The sequence below is a fragment of the Micromonospora sp. NPDC050495 genome, assembly GCF_040655175.1.
In the GTDB taxonomy this organism is placed as follows: Bacteria; Actinomycetota; Actinomycetes; order Mycobacteriales; family Micromonosporaceae; genus Micromonospora.
Map to the genome: position 1 here is coordinate 72,439 of NZ_JBFAJK010000019.1, position 22,128 is coordinate 94,566.

Here is a 22,128-nt window from a genome sequence, read left to right on the forward strand (position 1 = left end):
CGTCTCCTTGCCTGAGGGATCTGCGAGCGGCTGGCCGGATTCGAACCGGCGATCTTCACCATGGCGAGGTGACGCGCTGCCTGACTGCGCTACAACCGCGAGGCTGGTCCCGGGCTGGGACCGGCGTAGGCCGTGCGGGGCTCGAACCCGCAGCCTCCCGGGTGAGAACCGGGTGAGCTTCCTGTTGCTCCAACGGCCCGTGCGGGACGGCGCCGCCGTCCACGCGTTGTCCGGGACCGCGGAATCGAACCGCGTGTCTCTCGCGCCCAAGGCGAGCGGGTCAGCCAGCTCCCTCGTCCCGGATGCCCGGCCCGGCGCGCGGAGGCGCCGGCCGGGATCGTGCTCATGTCGTCCACTGTGGAGTTGAGAAGCAGCGATGCCGCCGGCCACGGCCGGGGCGGGTGAGGCAGGACTCGAACCTGCAACCGTCGGGTTTGGCATCCGGTGCTCGTCCGGTTGAGCTACGCCCCTCGGATCCGGGTGACGAAAAAGCCGCCCGGTCCCGGTAGCGGGGCGGGCGGCTGCGCGGGTGTCGCGCCGGCGCTAGTCGCGCCACCACCCCGGTTGCTCCCGCTGCCCTCGGCAGGGGCCCAGGTTGCCTTCCGGCAGCAGGGCACCGCCGCGCGGCGCGGGCCGCTCGGCCTGGGTGCGGTACTGCTGCGACACGGCGTACTCCCTGGGTGTGGCACCGGTTGATGTTGCTCGGGCAACGGTAGGCGCATGCCGGGGGTACCGCAATGGATATTCGGGCGGGAGAATCAGCCGGCGCGCAGACCGGCCAGAATGACTGCGACGAGCCGGCGGACCGCGGCGGCGGACGGTAGCGCGGCGGCCGCGTGCAGGGCGTGCTGACAGTACGCGGTCAGTTCGGCGGGGGGTACGTCGGCGCGGACCCGCCCGCCGCGGGCGGCGTCGGTCAGCAGGTCGGTCAGCAGGTTGGTGACCTGTCGATGCGCGTCGGAGACGTGCCCGTCGCGGTGCAGGAGGGTGGCGAGTTCCGCGCCGAACCGGGCGTGCTGGTGGTGCTGGGCTCGCTCACGTTGGATGCGGGCGTACGTGTCGAGGACCGCCTCGAGCCGGGCGTCGGGGTCGCCGCCGCGTTCGCTGGCCTTGGCGAGCGCCGCGAGATGGGCGGCGACCTCCCGGTCATGCCAGGCGAGCAGGATCGCTCGGACGTCCGGGAAGTACTTGTAGAGGGTGGCGCGGCCGATGCCGGTCTGCTCGGCGATCTGGGACATGGTCACGGTCAGGACGCCGTGTGCGCCGGCCAGTTCGACGGTCTTGTCCAGGATCGCGTCGTGCACCGCGCGCCGGTGCGCCTCGATCGTCTCGTTCCACAGCTTCGGCACGGCATCCATCGTACAGGTCGCCCCTAGCGCGACGCTTCGTATTGATATAGACAGTCTGTATCGCAAATTCGATGAGGCGGAGGTTCGATGGGACACGGGAAGCAGGCGCGCGAACGGCACGAGCACGATGGGGACGGGGGCGGGATGCTGATCCGCCGCGCCCGCCGCTACGAGTGGAGTGCGGCCTTCGGCATGCTGGGGCGCCGCCGGCAGGTCTACGACGGCCTGGTCGCCCTCAGCGGGGTCGGGCCCGGCGACCGGGTGCTCGACATCGGCTGCGGCACGGGATATCTCACCCGACGGGTGGCGCGGGCGGTCGGCCCGGGCGGAACCGTCGTCGGCATCGACCCGTCACCCTCGGTCATCGCGTACGCCGCGACCCGCTCAGCGGCCAACTGCACCTTCCAGGTGGCCGGCGCGCAGGCGTTGCCGCACGCGGACGCCTCCTTCGACGCGGTGGTCTCCAGCCTCGCCATCCACCACCTGCCCTCCGACGACCGGGTCACGGCGCTGGGCGAGATGCGCCGGGTGCTGCGTCCGGGCGGGCGGCTGCTGCTGGCCGACTTCCGCGAGCAGCCACGCCACCTGCGCCTGGCCAACCTTCTCGGCGTGCTGGCCCGTCACGCTCGACAGCATCACTCGATGGCCGACCTCGCCGACCTGGTCGGGCGGGCCGACTTCGAGCTGACCGGATCCGGGGACCGCTGGCCTTCCCTGCGCTACGTGCAGGCCCGCCGGTCGATGACCGACGTTTCGGCGCACCGTGAAGGATCCCGACCCTGACCTGTCGACTGGGCACACGGGACGCGGCGGACGTACGCCGGCTGATGCTGGACCCGCGGCTGCCGCTGCCGGCGATGTGATCTTCGTCATTGATGATCTTCATGATCCAGGGCTACCTTCGACCGCCATGATGATCAATCGACGCACACTGCTGAAGGGTCTCGCCGCCGCGCCGGTCGCCATCACCGGCGCGGCGGCGATCGGCCAGCACCCTGCCTCGGCCGCCGGGGCACCCGTCGGTCCGCAGCCGGCCCCGGCCGACCTCTCCTACCTCACGGCGAGCCACTTCAAGCTGGCGTACCGGACCACCACCAGGACGGGCACCGTGGCGCCGTACACCCAGGTGATCAACGACATCCAGCTCAACGGCTCGTTACCGTGGGCCACCGTCGACGACGTGCTCAACTCGGCCAACCGCACCGGGGTCAAGTGGGATCTGGACATGACCGCGTTCGCGCAGGGCTGGACCTGGGACCCGAGCACGAACGACCGGACCGGCGGCTGGGTGCCCCAGGGCATCACGACAAGTGCCGACTACGCCGACGTCGGCACCTACAACGGCCGCCGGGTCACCCTGGTGTCGTGGTACGACAACCTGGACGACACGACCGGTAAGGGCGCGCGGATCAGCTTCGTCGACATGACCAACCCGGCCGCGCCCAAGTACCGGCACGTGCTGCTGGTCGAGCCCTTCCTCGACCCGTCGACCGGCGGCGCCGGCATGCCGAACTTCAAGGCCATCAACTTCCACGCCGGCGGCCTGATGTGGTACGGGAAGCTGCTGTACGTGGTGGACACCAACAGGGGCATCCGGGTCTTCGACACCACGAAGATGCTGAAGGTCACCGCCAACGGCGACGAGTCCAGCATCGGCCGGCAGTCCAACGGCAGCTACACCGCGCACAACTACGCGTACGTGCTGCCGCAGAGCGCGGCCTACGACGCGCAGACCCCCACCGGCGGCGAGCGGCCCATCCAGTGGTCGTTCATCTCCCTCGACCGCACCACCACGCCGGACAGCATCCTGGTCGGCGAGTACGGCAAGCCGGAGGAGCCCGCCGATCACAAGCGGCTGTTCCGGTTCAGCATCGACGCCAGCACCCGGCTGCTGACCGCGACCAGCAACGTGGCCACCGCCACCAGCGCCATCCAGATCGACATCAACGAGATGAACGGCGCCACCAGCGTCGGCGGCAAGTACTTCATCTCCCGGCCCAACGGAAACGCCGTCGGCGACCTGATCACGTGGGTACCCGGCAACAACGTGGTCTACAACGAGTTGCCGGTCACCCACCCCGAGGACCTCTCCTACGACAAGACCACCGGCTGGCTCTGGAACCTGAACGAGACGCAGGGCGAGCGGTACGTCTTCGCCCGCAAGATCAGCCTGCTCGGGTAGCCGGGGTCTCGCCGGGCGGCCGGACCACGGCGGCCCGCGAAGGTGCCCCGCCCCGGACCGACATCCGGGGCGGGGCATTCTCCGCGCCGGCCGGAGGGCCGGTCACCGGTCGGTCCGGGCGGTGACCCGGCGGGCGACGGCGAGCAGGTACTCCTTGCGGTTGAGCGGGTCGTGGTCCCAGCGGGGCCGGCTCGGTGCCGGGCCACGCACCGGCCGGTAGTGGTCGAACTCGGCCTCCAGGCTGCCCTCGCCCCGGGTGAGCGACGGCAGCCGCTGCTCCAGCGCGTGCACCCGGCCGGCCGGCACCTCCCCCTCCACCAGGTACGCGCCGCCGCGCAGCAGCGAGCTGCGGGGCACCGCGTCCAGACCGGCGAGCACCGGCAGGACCACGCCGAACAGGTCGGCCGGCACCTCCAGGCGGAACCGGTGCACCGGCTCGTGGACGCGGGTGCCGGCCTGGCGCAGCGCGGCCATCAGCACCAGCGGGGTGAGGTTGCGGAAGTCGCCGGCGGTGCTGGACATGCTCTTGTCGAACACGGCGTGCGCGTGGCTCTGCCGGGCCCAGTAGCCGCCGTGGGTGAGGGTGACCACGCAGTCGAGCACCGACCAGCCGTGCAGCCCCTGGTGCAGGGTCTCCCGCACGGTGTCCTCGATGGCCTTGAGGAAGGCCGGCGGCATCGAGCCGAGTTCGATGCCGAGCCGGAAGGCCACGCCGCTGTCGACCGGCCCGGGCTCGATCCGGAGCCCGACCGTGCCGAGGAACGGGTTCGGGTCCCTGCCGATCCATTCCACCGCGGCACCGGCGCCGATGGGTCGTTCGACGCAGACGGTGGTGGTCTCCCGGAAGGTGACCGGGACGCCGTACTCGTCGGCGAGGGTGGCCTGGATGACCTCCTTCTGCACCTCGCCGTAGAGGGAGACGGCGATCTCCCGGCGCAGGTCGTCCTGGCGCAGATTGATCAGCGGGTCCTGCTCGGCGAGCTGGGCGAGCGCGGCGTGCAGCGCGGGCCGGTCGGTGGCCCGCGCGGGCTCGACGACGGTCTCCAGGGTGGGTGGGGAGAAGTGGTGCCGGCCGCCGGGGCGTTCGGGTGCGACGCCGAGCGGGTCGCCGACGCGGACGTCGGTGAGGCCGTGCAGGCGGGCGATCCGGCCGGCGCCGACCGAGCCGGCCGGTGCCGCGTCGCCGCCGTCGAAGACGGCCAGGGCGGTCACCTTGGCCTCCTGGTCGCCGCGGTACCGGATCCGGTCGCGGACCCGCAGGGTGCCGGCGAAGATCCGGGCGTACGCGACCTTCTCGCCGGCCGGGCCGCGTTCGACCTTGAACACCGTGCCGGACAGCGGCGCCGCGTCGTCGCCCTCGCCGGCCGGCAGCAGCTCGGCGATGGCGCCGATCAGGTCGTCGACCCCGGCGCCGGTGATCGCGGAGCCGGCGTGCACCGGGTGCACCCGGGCCCGGGCGGTCTGCGCGGCGAGCGCCGCCCGCAGCCGGGCGCCGGTCACCGCACGCTCGTCGGCGAGGTACGCGCCGAGCAGCGCGTCGTCGTGCGCGGTGAGCAGGTCGACGAGCCGGGTGGTGTGGTCGGGGTCGTCGATCGGGTACGGGCGCCAGCGGGCCGCCGGGGTGCCGGCGGCCTGGACCCGGCCGAGGGCGACCGCGTACGGGGTGAGCCGGTCGGTGATCTGGCGCAGCACCCGGTCCGGGTCGGCGCCGGCCCGGTCCACCTTGTTCACGAAGATGAGGGTGGGGATGCGGAGCCGGTGCAGGGTGCGGGCGAGCACCCGGGTCTGGGCCTGGACGCCCTCGACGGCGGAGACGACGAGCACGGCGCCGTCGAGCACGCCGAGCGCCCGCTCCACCTCGGCGATGAAGTCGGGGTGGCCCGGGGTGTCGATGAGGTTGACCGTCACACCGGCGACGGCGAAGGAGACCACGGCGGAGCGGATGGTGATCCCCCGCTGCCGCTCCAGCGCCATGGTGTCGGTACGGGTGCTGCCGTCGTCCACGCTGCCGGGCACGTCGATGACGCCGGCGCTGTGCAGCAGCCGTTCGGTCAGGCTGGTCTTACCGGCGTCGACATGGGCGAGGATGCCGAGGTTGAGGGTTGCCACGAAGCGTCATGTCCTCCGGGTAGGCGGTCGTTCCCTTCTGGTGGGACATGGACGCGGCTCGCATCGTGGTGCTCCTTCACTCGGTGGACGTCGTACGGGCATTGCAGCAGCGGGCCGGTGGGCTCGGCAACCGGTTAACCCGCACGGGTGACCGGGCGGCGGCACACCCGTGCCGGGCAACGGGGGCGGGCGGGACATCGGGGGGACCACGACGGGTACCCCGGCCGGAGTGGGCCGGGGTACGGGACGTCGGTGGACCGCGAGCAGCCGCTCGCGGGGCGTGCCCGGCGGGGCCGGGCCGGGTGCGCTAGCGGACCTGCGCGACCGGGCGCCGCTTCATCTCCTCCATGAACGAGAACGCGGCGGTCAGCTCGGGCAGCGTCGTACCGGCCCGCCACGCGGCGGCCACCTGGGCGACCTGGAGCAGGTCGGTGGCGTCGCCACGGGCCTGGACCTCGTCGGACACCCGGAGGTCGATCATGAAGTAGCGGGCCTGGGAGCCGAGGCCGACGCAGACCACGCCGTGCGCCGAGGCCAGCTCGGCGCAGGTGAACCGGGCCCGCCCGTGGTCGGGGGCGGTGACCTCCCCGATGTCGAGCCGGTGCCGGGCGGCGGTGTCGGCGAGCGCGGCCGCGAGGCCACCCCGTTCGACCAGGTCCGGGTAGAGGCGCACACCCAGCGCCGACGACACGTCGCTCATGCCTGACTCCCACTTCCTCGTGACAGAGACCAGCAGCGCGCGGGTTACGGGAATGTTTCCGGCGCGCATCGCCATCCTGTCCCTCCCGGCCGCCTTCCGGCAATAGGAACTGTCCATTCGACCTCCGTCGTGGCCGGCCGGCACCACCGGCGGTACGATCCCGCCCCATGGCCCGGATCCGGTGCGACTTCTTCTCCGAGACGCTCGGCATGAGCACCTCGATGACCGTGCTGCTGCCCGAGCGCGCCGCGACGCAGATCGGGATGACGGGCAGCGGGGCCACCGCGGATCCGCCGGTGCTCTACCTGCTGCACGGACTGACCGACGACGACACGATCTGGACCCGGCGCACCGCGATCGAGCGGTACGTCGCGCGGCTCGGGCTGGCCGTGGTGATGCCGCAGGTCCAGCGAAGTTTCTACACCGACGAGGCGCACGGCAACCGGTACTGGACCTTCCTCAGCGAGGAACTGCCGGTGATCTGCCGGTCCTTCTTCCGGCTCTCCGACCGGCCGGCGGACACCTTCGTGGCCGGCCTGTCGATGGGCGGCTACGGGGCGTTGAAGTGGGCGCTGCGGCAGCCGGGCCGGTTCGCGGCGGCGGCCAGCCTCTCCGGCGCGCTCGACGTCGCCCGGCGGCGCGACCATCCGACCCGCCCGCTGGATCCGGCGGTCTGGCACACCGTCTGGGGTGACCGCGCGGTGGCCGGCGCCGACGACGACACGGTGGCGCTGCTGGAGCGCGCCGGCGACGACCTGCCGGCGCTCTACGTCGGGTGCGGCACCGAGGACTTCCTCTACGCGGACAACGTCCGCTTCGTCGAGACCGCCCGCCGGCGCGGTGTGCCGCTGACCGTGGACTTCTCCCCCGGCGACCACGACTGGGCGTACTGGGACGCGAAGATCCAGGACGTGCTGGCCTGGCTGCCGCTGCGCCGCGACCGGTGACGGCCGCACCCCCGGCCCTGGGTCGGGGATGCGGCGGGGCGCCGGGTCAGCGGCGGGTCAGCACGACCTTGAGCGCGCCGGTCTCCGCCGGCCGGGAGAAGACATCGTACGCCTCGACGATCTGGTCCAGCGCGAACCGGTGGGTCACCATGTCCGCCGTGTCGAGCTGGCCGGCGACCAGCATCCGCAACAGCGTCGGGGTGGTCCGCGTGTCGACCAGGCCGGTGGTGATGGTGACGTTCCGGATCCACAGTCGCTCCAGGTGCAGCGTCGCCGGACTGCCGTGCACGCCGATGTTGGCGACCCGGCCGCCGGCCCGGACCAGGGTGGTGCAGAGCTCGAACGTGGCCGGGGTGCCGACCGCCTCGATCACCACGTCCGCGCCGAGCCCACCGGTCACCGAACGGACCGCCTCGAGCGGGTCGTCGTCGGCGAGCACGGTCAGGTCCGCGCCGAACCGCTTGGCCGCGTCGAGCCGGCTCTGCGCCTTGTCGACGGCCACGATGTGGGTCGGCGAGTAGAGCTTCGCGGTCTGGATGGCGGCCAGCCCGATCGGTCCGGTGCCCACCACCGCCACGGTGTCGCCGGGACTTACCTGTCCGTTGAGCACGCCGACCTCGTAGGAGGTGGGCAGGATGTCGGCCAGCAGCACGGCCGCCTCGTCGGAGACCTGCTCGGGCAGGTGGTAGGTGGACAGGTCGGCGAACGGGATGCGGGCGTACTCGGCCTGCACGCCGTCGACCGTGTGGCCGAGGACCCAGCCGCCACCGCCGAGGCACTGCCCGTAGGCGCCCTCGCGGCAGTAGCGGCACACGCCACACGCGGAGATGCAGGAGGCGAGGACCCGGTCGCCCTCCTTGAGGTTGCCGACGCCGTCGCCGACCGCGACGACGGTGCCCACCGCCTCGTGGCCGAGCACGCGGCCGGCCGGCACCTCGGGCACGTCACCGCCGAGGATGTGCAGGTCGGTCCCGCAGATGGTGACCGCGTCGACCCGGACGATCGCGTCCCGGGGGCCGGCGATGGTGGGGTCCGGGATGTCGGACCAGGACTTGTCGCCCGGCCCGCCGTACACGAGTGCCTTCATGGCTCCTCCTTCACGCCGTTTCTCCCTGCCACGCTTCTCCGCCGGCGGGGCGGCGGAGAAGGGCCGAACGGACCGGCCGGCGGGACCTCCGCCCCGGCACCGGGCCGGAAGGGCGGGCGCAGGGGACGAGGCCGCCGCCGGGGGCCGGGCGGCGCGGCGGGCGGGCGCGCGACGAGGCCGCCGGGGCGGGGTGTACGGGCGGGGACCGGTCAGACGCCGACCGCGCCGTCGAGGGCCTCCCGGAGGAAGTCGGCGTGGCCGTTGTGCCGGGCGTACTCGTGCATCATGTGCAGCATCACCAGGCGCAACGAGACGTCCTCCGCCCAGCGGGCGTTGTACGCGGTGACGTCGAGCGACTCGGCCTCCCGCTCGATGCGGCGGGCGTGCTCGACCTCGCGCCGCCACGCCTCGAACGCCGCCGACCGGTCCGCCGTGCTGGCGTCGTACGCCTCCTGGTAGTCGCCGCTGTCCGACCAGACCAGCGGGAGGTCCTCCCCGTTGATCACCCGGCGGAACCACTGGCGTTCCACCTCGGCCATGTGCCGGACCAGGCCGAGCAGCGACAGGGTGGACGGCGGCGAGGACTGCTGGCGCAACTGCTCGTCGGTCAGCCCCTCGCACTTGAGGGCCAGGGTGGCCCGGTGGAAGTCGAGGAAGGCGCGCAGCATCTCCCGCTCCCCGGCCACCAGCGGCGGCCCGATCCGTTCGGTCTCCACGACGCTCCCCTCCGAGCGGCCACCGGCCGGCCCGTCCCGTGTTCCGACCGGAGAGCCTAGCCGCAGCCCCGCCGCTCACCGCAGCGACGACCGGGCCACCGGAAAGTCGAAGTACGTCTTCGGGTACGGCTCGTCGAGGTAGCGGTAGTGCCACCACTCGCGGGGGTAGTTCTCGAAGCCCTGCGCGGTCATCAGCCGCTTGAGCAACTGCCGGTTGTCTCGGGCGGTCCCGGTGATCCGGGCGTCGGCGGTGTGCGCGCGCGGGTCGAAGCAGTCGTAGCCGGTGCCCATGTCGACGGAGTTGTCGGCGAAGCGCCGGCCGGCGGGCGCGGTGCAGGCCACCAGCGGCTGCCCGGGCGCGTACCCGGGCTGGTCGGGGGTGGGCACCGGAACGAGCGTGAGGTCGACTGTGCTGCCCCGGCTGTGCGCGGTCGGCGCGCCGACGTAGCCGTCGGCGAAGAGCCGGTCCTTCGGCTCGGCGGGATAGAACTCGCCCTTCATCTGCTGCTCGCCGGGGCGCTTCGCCCAGGCGACGAAGTCGTCCACGGCCCGCTGCGGGCGGTAGCAGTCGTACACCTTGAGGCTGCGCCCCTGGGCGAGCGCGGCGGTCTGCACCCGGTGCAGCGCCTCGGCCGCCGGGCGGGTGAGCAGGCAGCGCGGCTCGGCGTAGCCGGTGATCGGCCGGCCGACGAAGTTGTGCGCGCCGGCGTACCGGATGTCGGTGCGCACGCTCGGGTCGACGGCGGCGAGGTCGACGATGTCGGCCGGGGCGCGCGGCCCGGCCGGGGTGGCCGACGGAGTGGGCGCGGTGGGCGGCGGCGGTGTCGGCGGCGGGGCGGGCCCGGGCCGCTGGCAGGCGGCGGTCAGCGCCGCGGCCAGCACGGCCACGGCGGTCGCCACGCGCACGCCGGTCCTCACCCCGCCGTGTCTACCAGCATCGGGGCCCGCCGGGCCGGCAACCGTGGGCGCCGGGGGCGGGCCGTCAGCCGTCGAGGGCGGACCGGAGAAAGTCGAGCGCGGCGGCGTCGTCGTCGATGCCGCCCGCCTCGTGGCCGTTGTACCGCCAGACGGCCAGCTCGGCCGGCCCTCGGTAGGCGTGCACCGCGGCGAACACCGTGGACGGCGGCACGATCTCGTCCATCAGGGCGACCGAGAAGCGGGCGGGCACGGTGGCCCGCCGGGCGAAGGCGACCCCGTCGACGTAGCCAAGGGTGTGCAGTGCGGCGTCCTCCCGGTCCCGGTGCACCGCCAGGTAGTCCCGGATCTCCCGGTAGGGGTGGGCGTCGGTGATGGTCACCGCGCGCGGGATGTCACAGAGGAACGGCACGTACGACACGGCCGCGCGCAGGTCGGGCACCAGGGCGGCGGTGGCCAGCGCGGCGGCGCCGCCCTGGCTGTGCCCGAGCACCGCCACCCGGTCCGGGTCGACGGCCGGCAGCCGGCGGGCGGCGTCGACGGCCCGGACCGCGTCGGTGAGGAAACGCCGGTAGTAGTAGCGGCGGGGGTCCTCGATGCCCCGGGTGGTGACGCCGGGCGCCTGCGGGCCGGCGCCGGCCAGGTCGGGGGTGTCGCCCCGGCTCCACCCGGAACCCTGGCCCCGGGTGTCCATCTGCAGGTGCGCGTAGCCGGCCGCGGCCCAGAGCAGGTTCTCCAGCGCGTGCCCCCGGCCGCCGCCGTAGCCGACGTACTGCACCACGGTGGGCAGCGGTCCGGTGGCGCCGCGCGGCACCCGCAGCCACGCCCGGACCGGCTGGCCGGCGAAGCCGGGGAAGGTCACGTCGAAGACGTCGAGGCTGGTCAGCGGCGTGGTCACCGGGGTCACGTCGAGGTCGCCGCCGCACTCGCGCGCCTCGGCGAGGGTCTCGGCCCAGAAGGCGTCGAAGTCGTCCGGCTCGCGTAGCGCGCTGCGGTAGCCGCGCAGGTCCGCCTCGGGCAGGTCGGTGTACAAGAGCCGCTCCTCCGCTGGCCGACCGGGAAATTTCCGAAACCTGGCGATGATCTCCCGGAACGCTAGGGCGACCCCGGGTTGTCGTCAACCCCCGGGCCGTACGGCAAGATGATCCGGGGGCGGCAGGCCGTTCCGAGCGCCGTCGGCACCGTTGCCGTCGGTGTTCCGGCCGGGTGAAGGAGACGCGGGTGAGCACGGACGGCGAGCGCAGGGTGACCATCACCGTGATCGCGCGGGAGGCCGGGGTCTCCGTGCCCACCGTCTCCCGCGTGCTCAACGGCCGTTCGGACGTCGCGCCGGAGACCCGGGAGCGGGTCGAGGAGCTGCTGCGTCACCACGGCTACCGGCGGCGCGGCACCCGCGCCGCGCACCGGGCGGGCCTGCTCGACCTGCTCTTCCCCGACCTGGACAGCCCGTGGGCCCTGGAGATCATCCGCGGCGTGGAGGACGTCGGGCACGCCGCCGGGGTGGGCACCGTGGTCTCGGCGATCCACCGCGAGTCCACCTCGACCCGGCAGTGGCTGCAGAACCTGCGCGCCCGCGCCTCGGACGGCGTCATCCTGGTGACCTCGCACCTCACCTCGCCGGTGCACGCGCAGCTGCGCCGGCTCAACGTGCCGGTCGTGGTCGTCGACCCGGCCGGGGCGCCCGCCACCGACGTGCCCACCATCGGCGCCACCAACTGGTCCGGCGGGCTCGCCGCGACCGAGCACCTGCTCGCGCTCGGGCACCGCCGGATCGGTCTGGTGGCCGGCCCGCCGCACCTGCTGTGCAGCCGGGCCCGGCTCGACGGCTACCGGGCCGCCCTGGAGCGGGCCGGCATGCCGCTGGACGACCGGCTCGTGCAGCCCGGCGACTTCTATCACGCCTCCGGCTTCGCGGCGGGGACGGCCTTGCTGGAGCTCGACGACCCGCCCACCGCGGTCTTCGCGGCCAGCGACCAGATGGCCTTCGGGGTCTACGAGGCGGTGCGCCGCCGCGGGCTGCGGGTCGGCGACGACGTCAGCGTGGTCGGCTTCGACGACCTGCCCGAGGCACGCTGGGCGTCGCCGCCGCTGACCACGGTCCGGCAGCCGCTGGTCGAGATGGGGCGGCTCGCCGCGCGTACGGTGCTGCGCCTGTCCCAGGGCGAGGAGATCGAGTCCCCGCGGGTCGAGCTGGCCACCGAGTTGGTCGTGCGGGACAGTTCGGTCCGGTACGACGCCGAGCGGGTCCCGGCGGACCTGTCCCGCTAGCCACGGCCACCGTCGTCCGGCGGGCGCGGTGACCCGGCCGGCGCGACGAGGGCGGCCGGGTGCCGGCGTCGGCGGCCCAGCAGCACCGCGCCGCCGGCCACCAGCAGCGCCCCGACGGCCACCGACGACCGGGCGCCCGGCCAGCCGCCGACGTGCGTGGCGGCGGGAGCGCCCCCGGCCCGGCCGGCGGCGAGCGCCGACCCGCCGGCCGACGGGGACGGGCTGGCCGAGCTGAGTTCGCCCGGCCCGACCAGCCGCCCCACCGCCGCGTCCCGGGGCAGCGCGAACCCCCAGTCGAGCAGGGCCGCGCCCTGCTGCCAGCCGCGCTGGGTCGGGATCTCGGCGCCGAGCAGGGTGACCACGAGCCGGCGTCCGCCGCGCTCGGCGGCCCCGACGTAGGTGTGCCGGGCCAGGTCGGTGAAGCCCGTCTTGCCGCCCAGGGCACCCGGATACTGCGCCAGCAACTGGTTGTCGTTCTGGATCTCGAACGGCTTCACCCGCAGCGCCGGCTGGCCGGGCACCACCGCGGTACGGGTCGCGGTGTACCGGCGGAAGGCGGGCTGGGCGAAGCAGGCCCGGGCGATCAACGCGAGGTCGTACGCGCTGGTGAACTGACCTGGTCCGTCGAGGCCCGATGGGGTCACCGCGTGCGTCTGGCGCGCCCCCAGCCAGTGCGCCTGCTCGTTCATCGCCCGGACGCCCCCGGCCAGCCCGTCCGGGCCGCCGCCGAGGCGGGCGAGGGCGTTGGCCGCCTCGTTGCCGGACTTGAGCAGCAGACCCAGCCAGATCGTCTCGATCCGGTACCGGCCGCCCTCGACCAGTCCCACCGCCGAGCTGCCCGGCTCGATGGCCACATCCCCGGCGGTCACCGTGACCTCGCGGTCCGGGTCCAGCATGGGCAGCATGGTGGCGGCCAGCAGCAGCTTCTGCACGCTCGCCGGCACGCCGTACTCGTGCGGGCCGCAGCCACCCAGCACGGCGCCGCTGTCCAGGTCGGCGACCAGCCAGGAGGTCGCGGTGACCGGTGGCGGGGCCGGCGTCGAGGCGGGCACCACGAGACCGGCGGTCGCCAGCGCGGCCCCGCCGACCGCGCGGGCCGCGGGGTCGGCCGGCGGCGGTGGCTGCGGTGGCCGGGTCGCCGGGGCCCGCACGTTCGGGCAGGGCGGCGGGCCGGCCGGCAGGCGTCCGCCGCGGGCCGAGCCGCCGGCCCGGGCGTTCGCCGGGACCGCCCCGGGCAGGCTGAGCGCCGGTACGAGCAGGGCGACGGCGAGCGCCGCGGGCAGGCCTCTCATGTCCCCGGACGCTAGCCACACCGCCACGATCGGGTTGCCTGCTCGGCCATTCGCGCCCGGCGGGCCCGCCCGGGCGGTAAGGTTCCCGGCCCTCTCGTCACCCCCCGGTGGGGGCGGGCCCCGGCAGGGGTACGCGCTGCGCCAGCCAGCGCAGCTGCCGCCGCACCTGCACGGCCTCGCCGCCCTCGTGCTGGTTGAACGGGTAGACGTGGATCTCCCGGTCGCCGGGGTCGAGCCGGCCGTGGTCGGTGCCGTACTGGTTGTAGGCGGCGAACGCGGTGCTCGGCGGGCAGACCCGGTCCCGCAGGCCGACACCGAAGTGCGCAGGCGCGGCGGCCCGGCGGGCGAAGGCGACGCCGTCGACGTAGGACAGGGTGGCCCGTACCCGCGCCTCCGCCTCCCGGTTGACCGCGACGTACTGCGCGATCTCGCCGTACGGCGCGGCGTCGGTGATCTCGATGGCGCGCTGGATGTGGCAGAGGAACGGGGCCGTGGTGAGCAGCGCCGCGAGGTCGGGGACGAGTCCCGCCACGGCGAGGGCGAGACCGCCGCCCTGGCTGTTCCCGGCGGCGACCACGCGGGCGGCGTCGACGCCGGGCAGCGCGCGCACGGCCTGCACGGCGCGCACCGCGTCGGTGATCAGCCGGCGGTAGTAGTAGCGCTCCGGGTCCAGGATGCCCCAGGTCACCGGCCAGGGGCCGCCCGCGCGGCCGGCGTGCGGGTCGTCGGTGTCCCCGCTGCCGTACTGACCCGACCCCCGGGCGTCCATCAGCAGGTGGGCGTATCCGGCGACCGGCCAGGTCAACCGCTCGTGCGGCAGGCCGCGCCCGCGCCCGTAGCCGACGTACTCCACGACGGCGGGCAGCGGTGTGTCCACTGCGGCCGGTCGGGTGTACCAGGCCCTGACCGGGTCGCCGCCGAAGCCGGCGAAGGTCACGTCCCAGGTCTCCACCAGGCGCAGGTCGGTCGGCTCCGGCCGGACGTCGAGCAGCACCGGCCGGGGCGCCTCGGCGGCCAGCGTCGCGCGCCAGAAGGCGTCGAAGTCGGCCGGCTCCGGCACCGTGGGCGCGTACCGGCGCAGGTGGTCGAGGGGAAGGTCGAACAGGGCCATGGCTCCTCGCGGGTGGAGACGGGACTCAGCGGGTCCGGGCGGGCGGGGCGGAGGTCTCGCGCACGATCAACTCGGTCACCAGGTCGACCCGGCTGGCCGGCAGGTCCACCCCACGGGCCAGCTCGAGCAGCATCTGGGTGGCCGTGCCGGCCATGTCGCGCAGCGGCTGGTTGACGGTGGTCAGGGCGGGGCCGATCCAGGCGGCCACCGGCAGGTTGTCGTAGCCGACCACCGACAGGTCGCCGGGGACGTCCAGACCGAGCTGGCGCGCCGCCCGGAGCACGCCCATGGCCTGCATGTCGGAGCCCGCGAAGATCGCCGTGGGACGCTGCGCCGTGGTCAGCAGCTCCATCCCGTACGTGTAGCCGGCGTCGACGTAGAAGCTGCCGAAGCGCACCAGCTCCGGTTCCACCGCGACGCCCGCCTCCTCGTGGGCGGAGCGGAAGCCGGCCGCCCGGGCCCGGCTGCAGAGCACGTCCTGCGGCCCGGAGATGATCCCGATCCGGCGGTGGCCGAGACCGAGCAGGTGGCGGGCGGCGAGCAGGCCGCCGTTGAAGTTGTTCGAGCCGACGGTGGGCACCGAGGCCGAGGTCGCGCTGTCGGTGTCCAGCACCACGAAGGGGATCTTGCGGCGCTGGAGCTGGCGCTGCTGTGCCTCGCCGAGCTGGCACAGCACGAACAGCACGCCGCGCGGCGGGTGGGCGAGCAGCTCGTCGAGCCACTGCTGCGGGGGGCGGTGCGCGCCGCCCAACTGGGAGAGCACCACGTTGACCCCGGCCGGCGCGGTCACCGACTCCACCCCCCGGATGATCTCCATGGCCCACTCGTTGTCGAACTCGTGGAAGACCAGGTGAACCTGCCCGGCGTCGGCCGACCGCCGGCGTGACCGGCGGCGGTACCCGTGCCGTTCGAGGCTGGCCTCGACCCGGGCCCGGGTGTCGGCGGCGACGTCGGCGCGGCCGTTGAGCACCTTCGAGACGGTGGCCACGGAGACGCCGACCTCGTTGGCGATGGTCGCGATGGTGGCGGCGCCGGGCGGGGTGGCGGGGCGGGACGTCGTCATGGGCCTCATCCAAGCGTCCGAAAATTTCGGCGGACATTATCACAGGCGTCGCCGGTCGACGATGACCCGTCGGGGCTGGGCAACCGGCTCCACAGCTCGTTGCCGTCGATACCCTCCAGCGTGGACAGCGCTTTCCCCCACCTCTTGACACGGTCCGGCCCGCCCCCTAAGTTCCCGCAACAAGTACCACGTGGTCGCCGAAAGTTTCGGAGGAGACCGCGGCTTCCCGATGCTCCGCCCGGGAGGACTGCTGGTCGGATTCGAGAGGTGTGCATGACCGACCAGTTGCCCGTCACCCACCCGGCGGTCCAGCCACCGGCGGCCCAGCCCGGCCCGGCGGCCCAGCCCGGCCCGGCGATCGATGCCCAGCCGTGGCGGGACTCTGCGCTGCCGCCGGACCGGCGCGCGGACGCGTTGCTCCCGCTGATGTCGCTGGAGGAGAAGATCGCCCAGCTCGTCGGCGTCTGGGTCGGCGCCGACGCGTCCGGAGCCGGCGTCGCCCCGCACCAGTCCGACCTGGCGAGCGACCCGCCCGAGTGGGGCGAGGTGATCCGGCACGGCCTCGGCCAGCTGACCCGCCCGTTCGGGACCGCGCCGGTCGACCCGGTGCACGGCGCCCGGTCGCTGGCCGCGTCCCAGGCGGAGATCGCGGCGGCGAGCCGGTTCGGCATCCCGGCCCAGGTGCACGAGGAGTGCCTCACCGGGTTCGCCGCCTGGCGGGCCACGGTCTATCCGGCGCCGCTGAGCTGGGGCGCCACCTTCGACCCGGAGCTGGTGCAGGAGATGGCCGGACGGATCGGCCGGTCCATGCGGGCCGCCGGCGTCCACCAGGGCCTGGCGCCGGTGCTGGACGTGACCCGGGACTACCGCTGGGGCCGCACCGAGGAGACGATCGGCGAGGACCCCTTCCTGGTCGGCACGGTCGGCGCCGCGTACGTCCGGGGTCTGGAACGGGCCGGCGTGGTCGCCACCCTGAAGCACTTCGCCGGCTACTCGACCTCCCGCGGCGGCCGCAACCTCGCCCCCGCCCAGGTGGGGCGTCGGGAGCTGGCCGAGGTCATCCTGCCGCCGTTCGAGATGGCCCTGCGCCTCGGCGGGGCGCGCTCGGTGATGAACTCCTACGCCGAGATCGACGGCGTGCCGGTGGCCGCCGACGGGAGCCTGCTGACCGGACTGTTGCGAGACGAGTGGGGCTTCACCGGGACCGTCGTCGCGGACTACTTCGCGGTGCGCTTCCTGGAGACCCTGCACGGCGTCGCCGCCGGGGCGCCGGACGCGGCCCGGCTCGCCCTGACCGCCGGCATCGACGTCGAACTGCCCACCGTGGACACCTTCGGCCCCGAACTGGTGGCGGCGGTCCGCGCCGGTACGGTCGACGAGGCGCTGGTCGACCGGGCGCTGCGCCGGGTGCTCATCCAGAAGATCGAACTCGGCCTGCTCGACGACGGCTGGCAGCCGCTGCCCCCACAGGTCGAGCAGGTACGCCTCGACGACGAGCGCAGCCGGGACGTCGCCCTACGGCTGGCCCGGGAGTGCGTCGTCCTGCTGCGCAACCGGGCGGAGCTGCTACCGCTGACCGTGCACCAGCGGATCGCCCTGGTGGGTCCGGTCGCCGACGACCCGATGGCGATGCTCGGCTGCTACTCGTTCCCGCTGCACGTCGGCGTCCACCACCCCGACCACGAGACCGGGGTGGAGATCGCCTCCCTGCGCGCCGCCCTCGACCGGCTGTTCCCGAAGCTCAGCTACGCGCCGGGCTGCGCGGTGACCGGCGACGACACCAGCGGCATCGCCGCCGCCGTGTCGGCCGCGGCGGCCGCCGACGTCTGCGTGCTGGCCGTCGGCGACCGGGCCGGGCTGTTCGGGCGGGGCACCTCCGGTGAGGGCTGCGACGCGGTCGACCTGCGGCTGCCCGGCGTGCAGGCCGACCTGGTCCGGGCCGTCCTGGACACCGGCACCCCGGTCGTCCTCGTGCTGCTGACCGGCCGGCCGTACGCCCTCGGCGCGGAGTACGACCGGGCCGCCGCCGTCGTGCAGGCCTTCTTCCCCGGCCAGCGTGGGGCGCGGGCGCTGGCCGAGGTGCTCGCCGGCCTGGTGAATCCGTCCGGCCGGCTGCCGGTCAGCGTCCCCCGCGACGCCGGCGGCCTGCCCGGCACCTACCTCGGCCCGACGCTGACGCACCGATCGAAGGTGTCCTCGGTCGACCCGACGCCGGCCTTCCCGTTCGGCCACGGGCTCAGCTACACGACGTTCGAGTGGAGCGCGGCCGCCGTGTCCGGGGCGGCGGCCCGACCCGACGCGCCGGCGCCCTGGGCGGTCGACGGCGAGGTGACCGTCGAGATCACGGTCCACAACACCGGGTCGCGCGCCGGCGCCGAGGTCGTCCAGCTCTACCTGCACGATCCCGTCGCGCAGACCACCCGTCCGAGGGTCCGCCTGATCGGTTACGCCCGGGTGCCGCTGGCGGCCGGCGAGGCCGCCCGGGTCAGCTTCACGGTCTCCGCCGACCTCGCGTCGTTCCCGGGCCGGCACGGCCGGCGGATCGTCGAGCCCGGCGACGTGGAGCTGCGGTTCGGCCGGTCGAGCGCCGAGCTGGTGGCCGCCCTGCCGCTCCGCCTGGTGGGTGCCGAACGGGACACCGGCCCGCACCGGCGGCTCGAGCCGTCGGTGCGCGTCGAGCCGGCCAGCACCTTGCCGCACACCGCCGAGGAGAGGTAGCGATGAGCAGCCCCGGAGCTCTGCGTCCACCACCGACAGCGAGCCCGCCGCCGGCGGCGCCGTCCCGCGCCACGCCCGCCCGGCGCAAGCGCCGGCGCACCTGGCGACAGGCGCTGCGCCGGGACTGGCAGCTCTACTCGCTGGCCGTCCTGCCGCTGCTGTTCTTCCTCGTCTTCCGGTACCTGCCGATGCTCGGCAACGTGATCGCCTTCCGCCGGTTCCGGCCGGGCGGCAGCATCTTCGGCGAGTACTGGGTCGGCCTGCGGTACATCCGGATGTTCCTGAGCGACCCGACGTTCTGGGACGTCTTCACCAACACCCTGGTGCTGGGCGCGTTGACCCTGCTGTTCTGCTTTCCCCTGCCGATCGTGCTGGCGCTGCTCCTCAACGAGCTGCGCAGCACCCGGCTCAAGCGGTTCGTCCAGTCCGTGTCGTACCTGCCGCACTTCCTGTCGATCGTGATCGTGGCGGCCATGGTCATGCAGCTGTTGTCCGTCGACGGGGCGGTGAACCAGCTGGTCCGGGCGGTCGGCGGCGAGGCGGTGCCGTTCCTGCAGCAGGCCGGGTGGTTCCGGACCATCTACGTCTCCTCGGAGGTCTGGCAGACCGTCGGCTGGGGCACGATCCTCTACCTGGCCGCGCTGACCACCATCGACGAGGACCTGTACGAGGCGGCCCGGATCGACGGGGCCAACCGGTGGCGACAGACCTGGCACGTGACCCTGCCCGGGATCCGGCCGACGATGGTGACCCTGCTGATCCTCAACATCGGCACCTTCATGGCGGTCGGGTTCGAGAAGATCCTGTTGTTGTACAACCCGTTGACCTATCCGACCGCCGACGTGATCTCCACCTACCTGTTCCGGGTCGGCATCGTCTCCAACAACTTCAGCTACGCGGCCGCGATCGGCCTGTTCGAGTCCGCGATCGGGTTGACGCTGGTGCTGTCGGCCAACGCGATCTCCCGGCGAGCGGTGGGAGCGAGCCTGTGGTGATCGTCGACCGGGTCACGTCCCGCCGGGCGGCCAGCGGCCGGACCGGTATCCGGCCGAGCCGGGGCTTCCGGGTCTTCCAGGTGGTCAACGCGATCGTGCTGACCGGCATCGTGGTGGTGACGTTGTACCCCTTCGTCAACATCGTGGCGCGGTCGCTCAGCGACAACGCGTACATCGTTGCCGGACAGGTGAACCTGATCCCTCGCGGATTCAACATCGCCGCGTACAAGGCGGTGATGTCCGATCCGCTGTTCTGGACGAACTATCGCAACACGGTCTTCTACACGGCGGTCGCCACGGCCGTCTCGTTGGTGCTGACCACCTGCTACGCCTACGTGCTGTCCAAGAAACACCTCAAGGGCCGCAACGCGCTGGTCGGGATCGCCGTGTTCACCATGTTCTTCAGCGGCGGGCTGATCCCCAACTACGTCCTGGTCACCAGCCTCGGGTTGAAGAACACCGTGTGGGCCATCGCGCTGCCCAACGCGATCAGCGTGTTCAACCTCCTCGTCATGAAGGCGTTCTTCGAGAGCCTGCCGGTCGAGTTGGAGGAGGCCGCCGCCGTCGACGGGCTGAACACGTACGGAATTCTGCTGCGCATCGTGCTGCCGCTGTCGAAGGCGGTGGTCGCCACCATGTTGCTCTTCTACACCGTCTCCTTCTGGAACTCCTGGTTCTCCGCGTTCCTCTACATGGATCAGATGGACCTACTCCCGGTGACGGTGTACCTGCGCAATCTCATCGCCGGCGCGACCGACGCGACCTCGACCGGCGGCGGTCTCGGCAGCGCCACTGACGTCGTGCAGTCCGCCGCCACCATCCAGGCCGTGACCATCGTGCTCACGGTCCTGCCCATCCTGACGGTCTACCCCTTCATCCAGCGGTACTTCGTCTCCGGAGTCATGCTCGGGGCGGTCAAGGGATAGCCGCGAACGCAACCACCCGCACACCACCCCCACCCGAGAGGAATGCCCCATGGTTCAGCTATCCCGGCGCCATCTGCTGTTCGCCGCCGGCGCGGCCGCCGTCGTGTCGGTGGCCGGCTGCGGCGACGACGCCGCCGACAAGAAGGACCTCGCCGACAACCGGGTCGGCGCCATGGACAAGTACGGCGTCGGCGACCAGTTCAAGGCCACCACGTCGGTGTCGTTCTCGATGCTCTACAACAACCACCCGAACTATCCGCTGAAGAACGACTGGCTGTTCTGGTCGGAGCTGACCAAGCGGACCGGTGTCAAGATCGAGCCGGTCGCCGTGCCGCTGAGCGACTACGAGCAGAAGCGCAGCGTCCTGATCGGCGCCGGTGACGCCCCGTTCATCATTCCCAAGACCTACCACCCGCAGGAGGAGGCGTACGTCTCCTCGGGCGCCATTCTCCCGGTCAGCGACTACCTCGACCTGATGCCGAACTTCAAGGACAGCATCGAGAAGTGGAACCTGCAGGCGGAGATCGACGCGCTCCGGCAGGAGGACGGCAAGTTCTACCTGCTGCCCGGCCTGCACGAGAAGCCCTGGCAGGACTACACCCTCGCGGTCCGGATGGACATCCTCGAGGAGCTCAAGATCCCGGTCCCGCAGACCTGGGACGACGTGTACACCATGCTCAAGGCAATGAAGGCGAAGTACCCGAACGTCTACCCACTCTCCGACCGGTTCGGCAAGCCCAACCCGGCCGGCAACCTGCTGAACATGCTGGCCGTGTCGTACGGGCTGTCGGGGGCCGGCTGGAACTTCCAGCACACCAGCTGGGACGCGAACGCCAAGAAGTTCATCTACAACGGCTCGTCGGAGCAGTACAAGGCGATCCTGGAGTACCTGCACAAGCTGGTCGCCGAAGGGCTGCTCGACCCCGAGACCTTCACCCAGACCGACGACCAGGCCCGCCAGAAGCTCGCCAGCGGCAAGTCCTTCGTGATCAGCGCCAACGCGCAGAGCCTGGTCAACGACTACCGGCCCGACATGGCGAAGACGTTGCCGAACGCGCGGATGGCGAAGATCCCCTTCCCGATCGGGCCGGCCGGACCGATGAACCCGGCGCCCCGGCTCGAGAACGGCATCATGATCTCCACGAAGGCTCGGGACAGCAAGAACTTCGTGGCGATGATGCAGTTCATCGACTGGCTCTGGTACTCGGAGGCCGGCAAGGAGTTCGCCAAGTGGGGTGTCGAGGGGGTCACCTACACCAAGGACTCGTCCGGCAAGCACACCCTCGCCCCAGACGTCGACGTCCTCGGGCTGAACCCCAAGGGGACGAAGCATCTGCAGAAGGACTTCGGCTTCTACAACGGCATCTTCGCCTACGGCGGCAAGCCGGAGCTGGTGCAGGCGTTCTTCTCGCCGGAGGAGGTGGAGTTCCAGAAGGTGCTCAACGCCCGGCCGCCCGTCCCGGTCGCGCCGCCGCACCCGCTCAGCGACGCCGAGCGCGAGCAGGTGACTCTCTGGGAGACGCCGCTGAAGGACTTCGTCTACGGGAACTCGCTGAAGTTCATCCTGGGCCAGCGCAACCTCAGCGAGTGGGACGCCTACGTGAACGAGCTCAACGGCAAGCACATGAGCTCCTACCTGGACGTCATCAACAAGGCCTACGACCGGTACCAGAAGAACCACGGCTGACCGGACGGCCGCCGGCCGGGCCCGCACGCGGCGCCCGGCCGGCACGCCCTCGGGCGGCCCTCC

19 protein-coding genes and 3 tRNA genes are annotated in these 22,128 nt (G+C 72.9%); 8 read left to right on the forward strand and 14 right to left on the reverse strand.

The window, feature by feature from the left end:
• Positions 1-25: 25 nt before the first annotated feature.
• The 5 genes from AB0I11_RS19750 to AB0I11_RS19770 form a co-directional block, all read right to left on the reverse strand.
• Positions 26-99 (reverse strand) — tRNA-Gly (locus tag AB0I11_RS19750).
• A 27-nt stretch (positions 100-126) separates the two neighbouring features.
• Positions 127-199, reverse strand: a tRNA-Glu gene (locus tag AB0I11_RS19755).
• Between the two features lie 30 nt (positions 200-229).
• Positions 230-302: transfer RNA gene (locus AB0I11_RS19760), tRNA-Pro, on the reverse strand.
• Positions 303-543: 241 nt separating this feature from the next.
• On the reverse strand, positions 544-666 hold the full coding sequence (locus AB0I11_RS19765; protein ID WP_357322100.1) for a hypothetical protein: 123 nt from the start codon (positions 664-666) through the stop codon (positions 544-546).
• Between the two features lie 92 nt (positions 667-758).
• Complete coding sequence (locus AB0I11_RS19770; RefSeq protein ID WP_357322103.1) at positions 759-1,349, reverse strand: helix-turn-helix domain-containing protein; 591 nt, start codon at positions 1,347-1,349, stop codon at positions 759-761.
• 87 nt (positions 1,350-1,436) lie between these two features.
• Between AB0I11_RS19770 and AB0I11_RS19775 the strand changes: the two genes are divergently transcribed.
• Together AB0I11_RS19775 and AB0I11_RS19780 are read left to right on the forward strand one after the other, a co-directional pair.
• Positions 1,437-2,132: a methyltransferase domain-containing protein gene (locus tag AB0I11_RS19775; RefSeq protein ID WP_357322106.1), complete on the forward strand. Its 696-nt coding sequence runs from the start codon at positions 1,437-1,439 to the stop codon at positions 2,130-2,132.
• A 127-nt stretch (positions 2,133-2,259) separates the two neighbouring features.
• Entirely contained in the window at positions 2,260-3,531 is a 1,272-nt protein-coding gene (locus AB0I11_RS19780) for a hypothetical protein (protein WP_357322109.1), read from the forward strand.
• Between the two features lie 102 nt (positions 3,532-3,633).
• Here AB0I11_RS19780 and AB0I11_RS19785 read toward each other — a convergent pair whose 3' ends face one another.
• Both AB0I11_RS19785 and AB0I11_RS19790 read right to left on the reverse strand, forming a co-directional pair.
• Positions 3,634-5,640 (reverse strand): translation factor GTPase family protein, encoded by a 2,007-nt coding sequence (locus AB0I11_RS19785; RefSeq protein WP_357322112.1) that lies wholly within the window; start codon positions 5,638-5,640, stop codon positions 3,634-3,636.
• 307 nt (positions 5,641-5,947) lie between these two features.
• Entirely contained in the window at positions 5,948-6,340 is a 393-nt protein-coding gene (locus tag AB0I11_RS19790) for a hypothetical protein (RefSeq protein ID WP_357322115.1), read from the reverse strand.
• A 167-nt stretch (positions 6,341-6,507) separates the two neighbouring features.
• On the opposite strand from AB0I11_RS19790, the gene AB0I11_RS19795 reads away from it, so the two are divergent.
• Complete coding sequence (locus tag AB0I11_RS19795) at positions 6,508-7,287, forward strand: alpha/beta hydrolase family protein (protein ID WP_357322118.1); 780 nt, start codon at positions 6,508-6,510, stop codon at positions 7,285-7,287.
• 46 nt (positions 7,288-7,333) lie between these two features.
• Here the strand turns inward: AB0I11_RS19795 and AB0I11_RS19800 are convergent, their stop codons facing one another.
• From AB0I11_RS19800 to AB0I11_RS19815, 4 genes are all read right to left on the reverse strand, one after another.
• Positions 7,334-8,374 (reverse strand): zinc-dependent alcohol dehydrogenase family protein, encoded by a 1,041-nt coding sequence (locus AB0I11_RS19800; protein ID WP_357322121.1) that lies wholly within the window; start codon positions 8,372-8,374, stop codon positions 7,334-7,336.
• A gap of 209 nt (positions 8,375-8,583) precedes the next feature.
• Entirely contained in the window at positions 8,584-9,090 is a 507-nt protein-coding gene (locus AB0I11_RS19805) for a DinB family protein (RefSeq protein ID WP_357322123.1), read from the reverse strand.
• A gap of 75 nt (positions 9,091-9,165) precedes the next feature.
• Positions 9,166-9,996, reverse strand: coding sequence for a M15 family metallopeptidase (locus AB0I11_RS19810; RefSeq protein WP_357322126.1), 831 nt, complete (start codon positions 9,994-9,996; stop codon positions 9,166-9,168).
• Positions 9,997-10,072: 76 nt separating this feature from the next.
• Entirely contained in the window at positions 10,073-11,038 is a 966-nt protein-coding gene (locus AB0I11_RS19815; protein ID WP_357322129.1) for an acetylxylan esterase, read from the reverse strand.
• A 188-nt stretch (positions 11,039-11,226) separates the two neighbouring features.
• Here AB0I11_RS19815 and AB0I11_RS19820 point away from each other — a divergent pair, with 188 nt between their 5' ends.
• Complete coding sequence (locus AB0I11_RS19820) at positions 11,227-12,273, forward strand: LacI family DNA-binding transcriptional regulator (RefSeq protein WP_357322132.1); 1,047 nt, start codon at positions 11,227-11,229, stop codon at positions 12,271-12,273.
• On the opposite strand, the gene AB0I11_RS19825 is transcribed toward AB0I11_RS19820, so the two are convergent.
• The 3 genes from AB0I11_RS19825 to AB0I11_RS19835 form a co-directional block, all read right to left on the reverse strand.
• Positions 12,270-13,565, reverse strand: coding sequence for a D-alanyl-D-alanine carboxypeptidase (locus tag AB0I11_RS19825; protein WP_357322135.1), 1,296 nt, complete (start codon positions 13,563-13,565; stop codon positions 12,270-12,272). The genes AB0I11_RS19820 and AB0I11_RS19825 overlap by 4 nt on opposite strands.
• Positions 13,566-13,662: 97 nt before the next feature.
• The gene (locus AB0I11_RS19830) at positions 13,663-14,676 is read right to left on the reverse strand and encodes an acetylxylan esterase (RefSeq protein WP_357322138.1); all 1,014 of its coding nucleotides are present in this window, start codon (positions 14,674-14,676) and stop codon (positions 13,663-13,665) included.
• A gap of 25 nt (positions 14,677-14,701) precedes the next feature.
• Positions 14,702-15,739 carry a substrate-binding domain-containing protein gene (locus AB0I11_RS19835; RefSeq protein WP_357322141.1) on the reverse strand — a complete coding sequence of 346 codons (1,038 nt, stop codon included), beginning with the start codon at positions 15,737-15,739 and terminating at the stop codon, positions 14,702-14,704.
• Positions 15,740-16,012: 273 nt separating this feature from the next.
• On the opposite strand from AB0I11_RS19835, the gene AB0I11_RS19840 reads away from it, so the two are divergent.
• From AB0I11_RS19840 to AB0I11_RS19855, 4 genes are read left to right on the forward strand one after another with little or no spacing between them, the layout of a single operon-like run.
• On the forward strand, positions 16,013-18,457 hold the full coding sequence (locus tag AB0I11_RS19840) for a glycoside hydrolase family 3 N-terminal domain-containing protein (protein WP_357322144.1): 2,445 nt from the start codon (positions 16,013-16,015) through the stop codon (positions 18,455-18,457).
• A gap of 2 nt (positions 18,458-18,459) precedes the next feature.
• Positions 18,460-19,452, forward strand: a complete 993-nt coding sequence (locus AB0I11_RS19845) for an ABC transporter permease subunit (RefSeq protein WP_357322147.1) — start codon at positions 18,460-18,462, stop codon at positions 19,450-19,452.
• Positions 19,446-20,378 carry a carbohydrate ABC transporter permease gene (locus AB0I11_RS19850; RefSeq protein ID WP_357322150.1) on the forward strand — a complete coding sequence of 311 codons (933 nt, stop codon included), beginning with the start codon at positions 19,446-19,448 and terminating at the stop codon, positions 20,376-20,378. The genes AB0I11_RS19845 and AB0I11_RS19850 overlap by 7 nt, the downstream gene beginning before the upstream one ends.
• Before the next feature lie 49 nt (positions 20,379-20,427).
• Positions 20,428-22,065: an extracellular solute-binding protein gene (locus tag AB0I11_RS19855; RefSeq protein ID WP_357322153.1), complete on the forward strand. Its 1,638-nt coding sequence runs from the start codon at positions 20,428-20,430 to the stop codon at positions 22,063-22,065.
• The last annotated feature ends 63 nt before the right edge of the window (positions 22,066-22,128 follow it).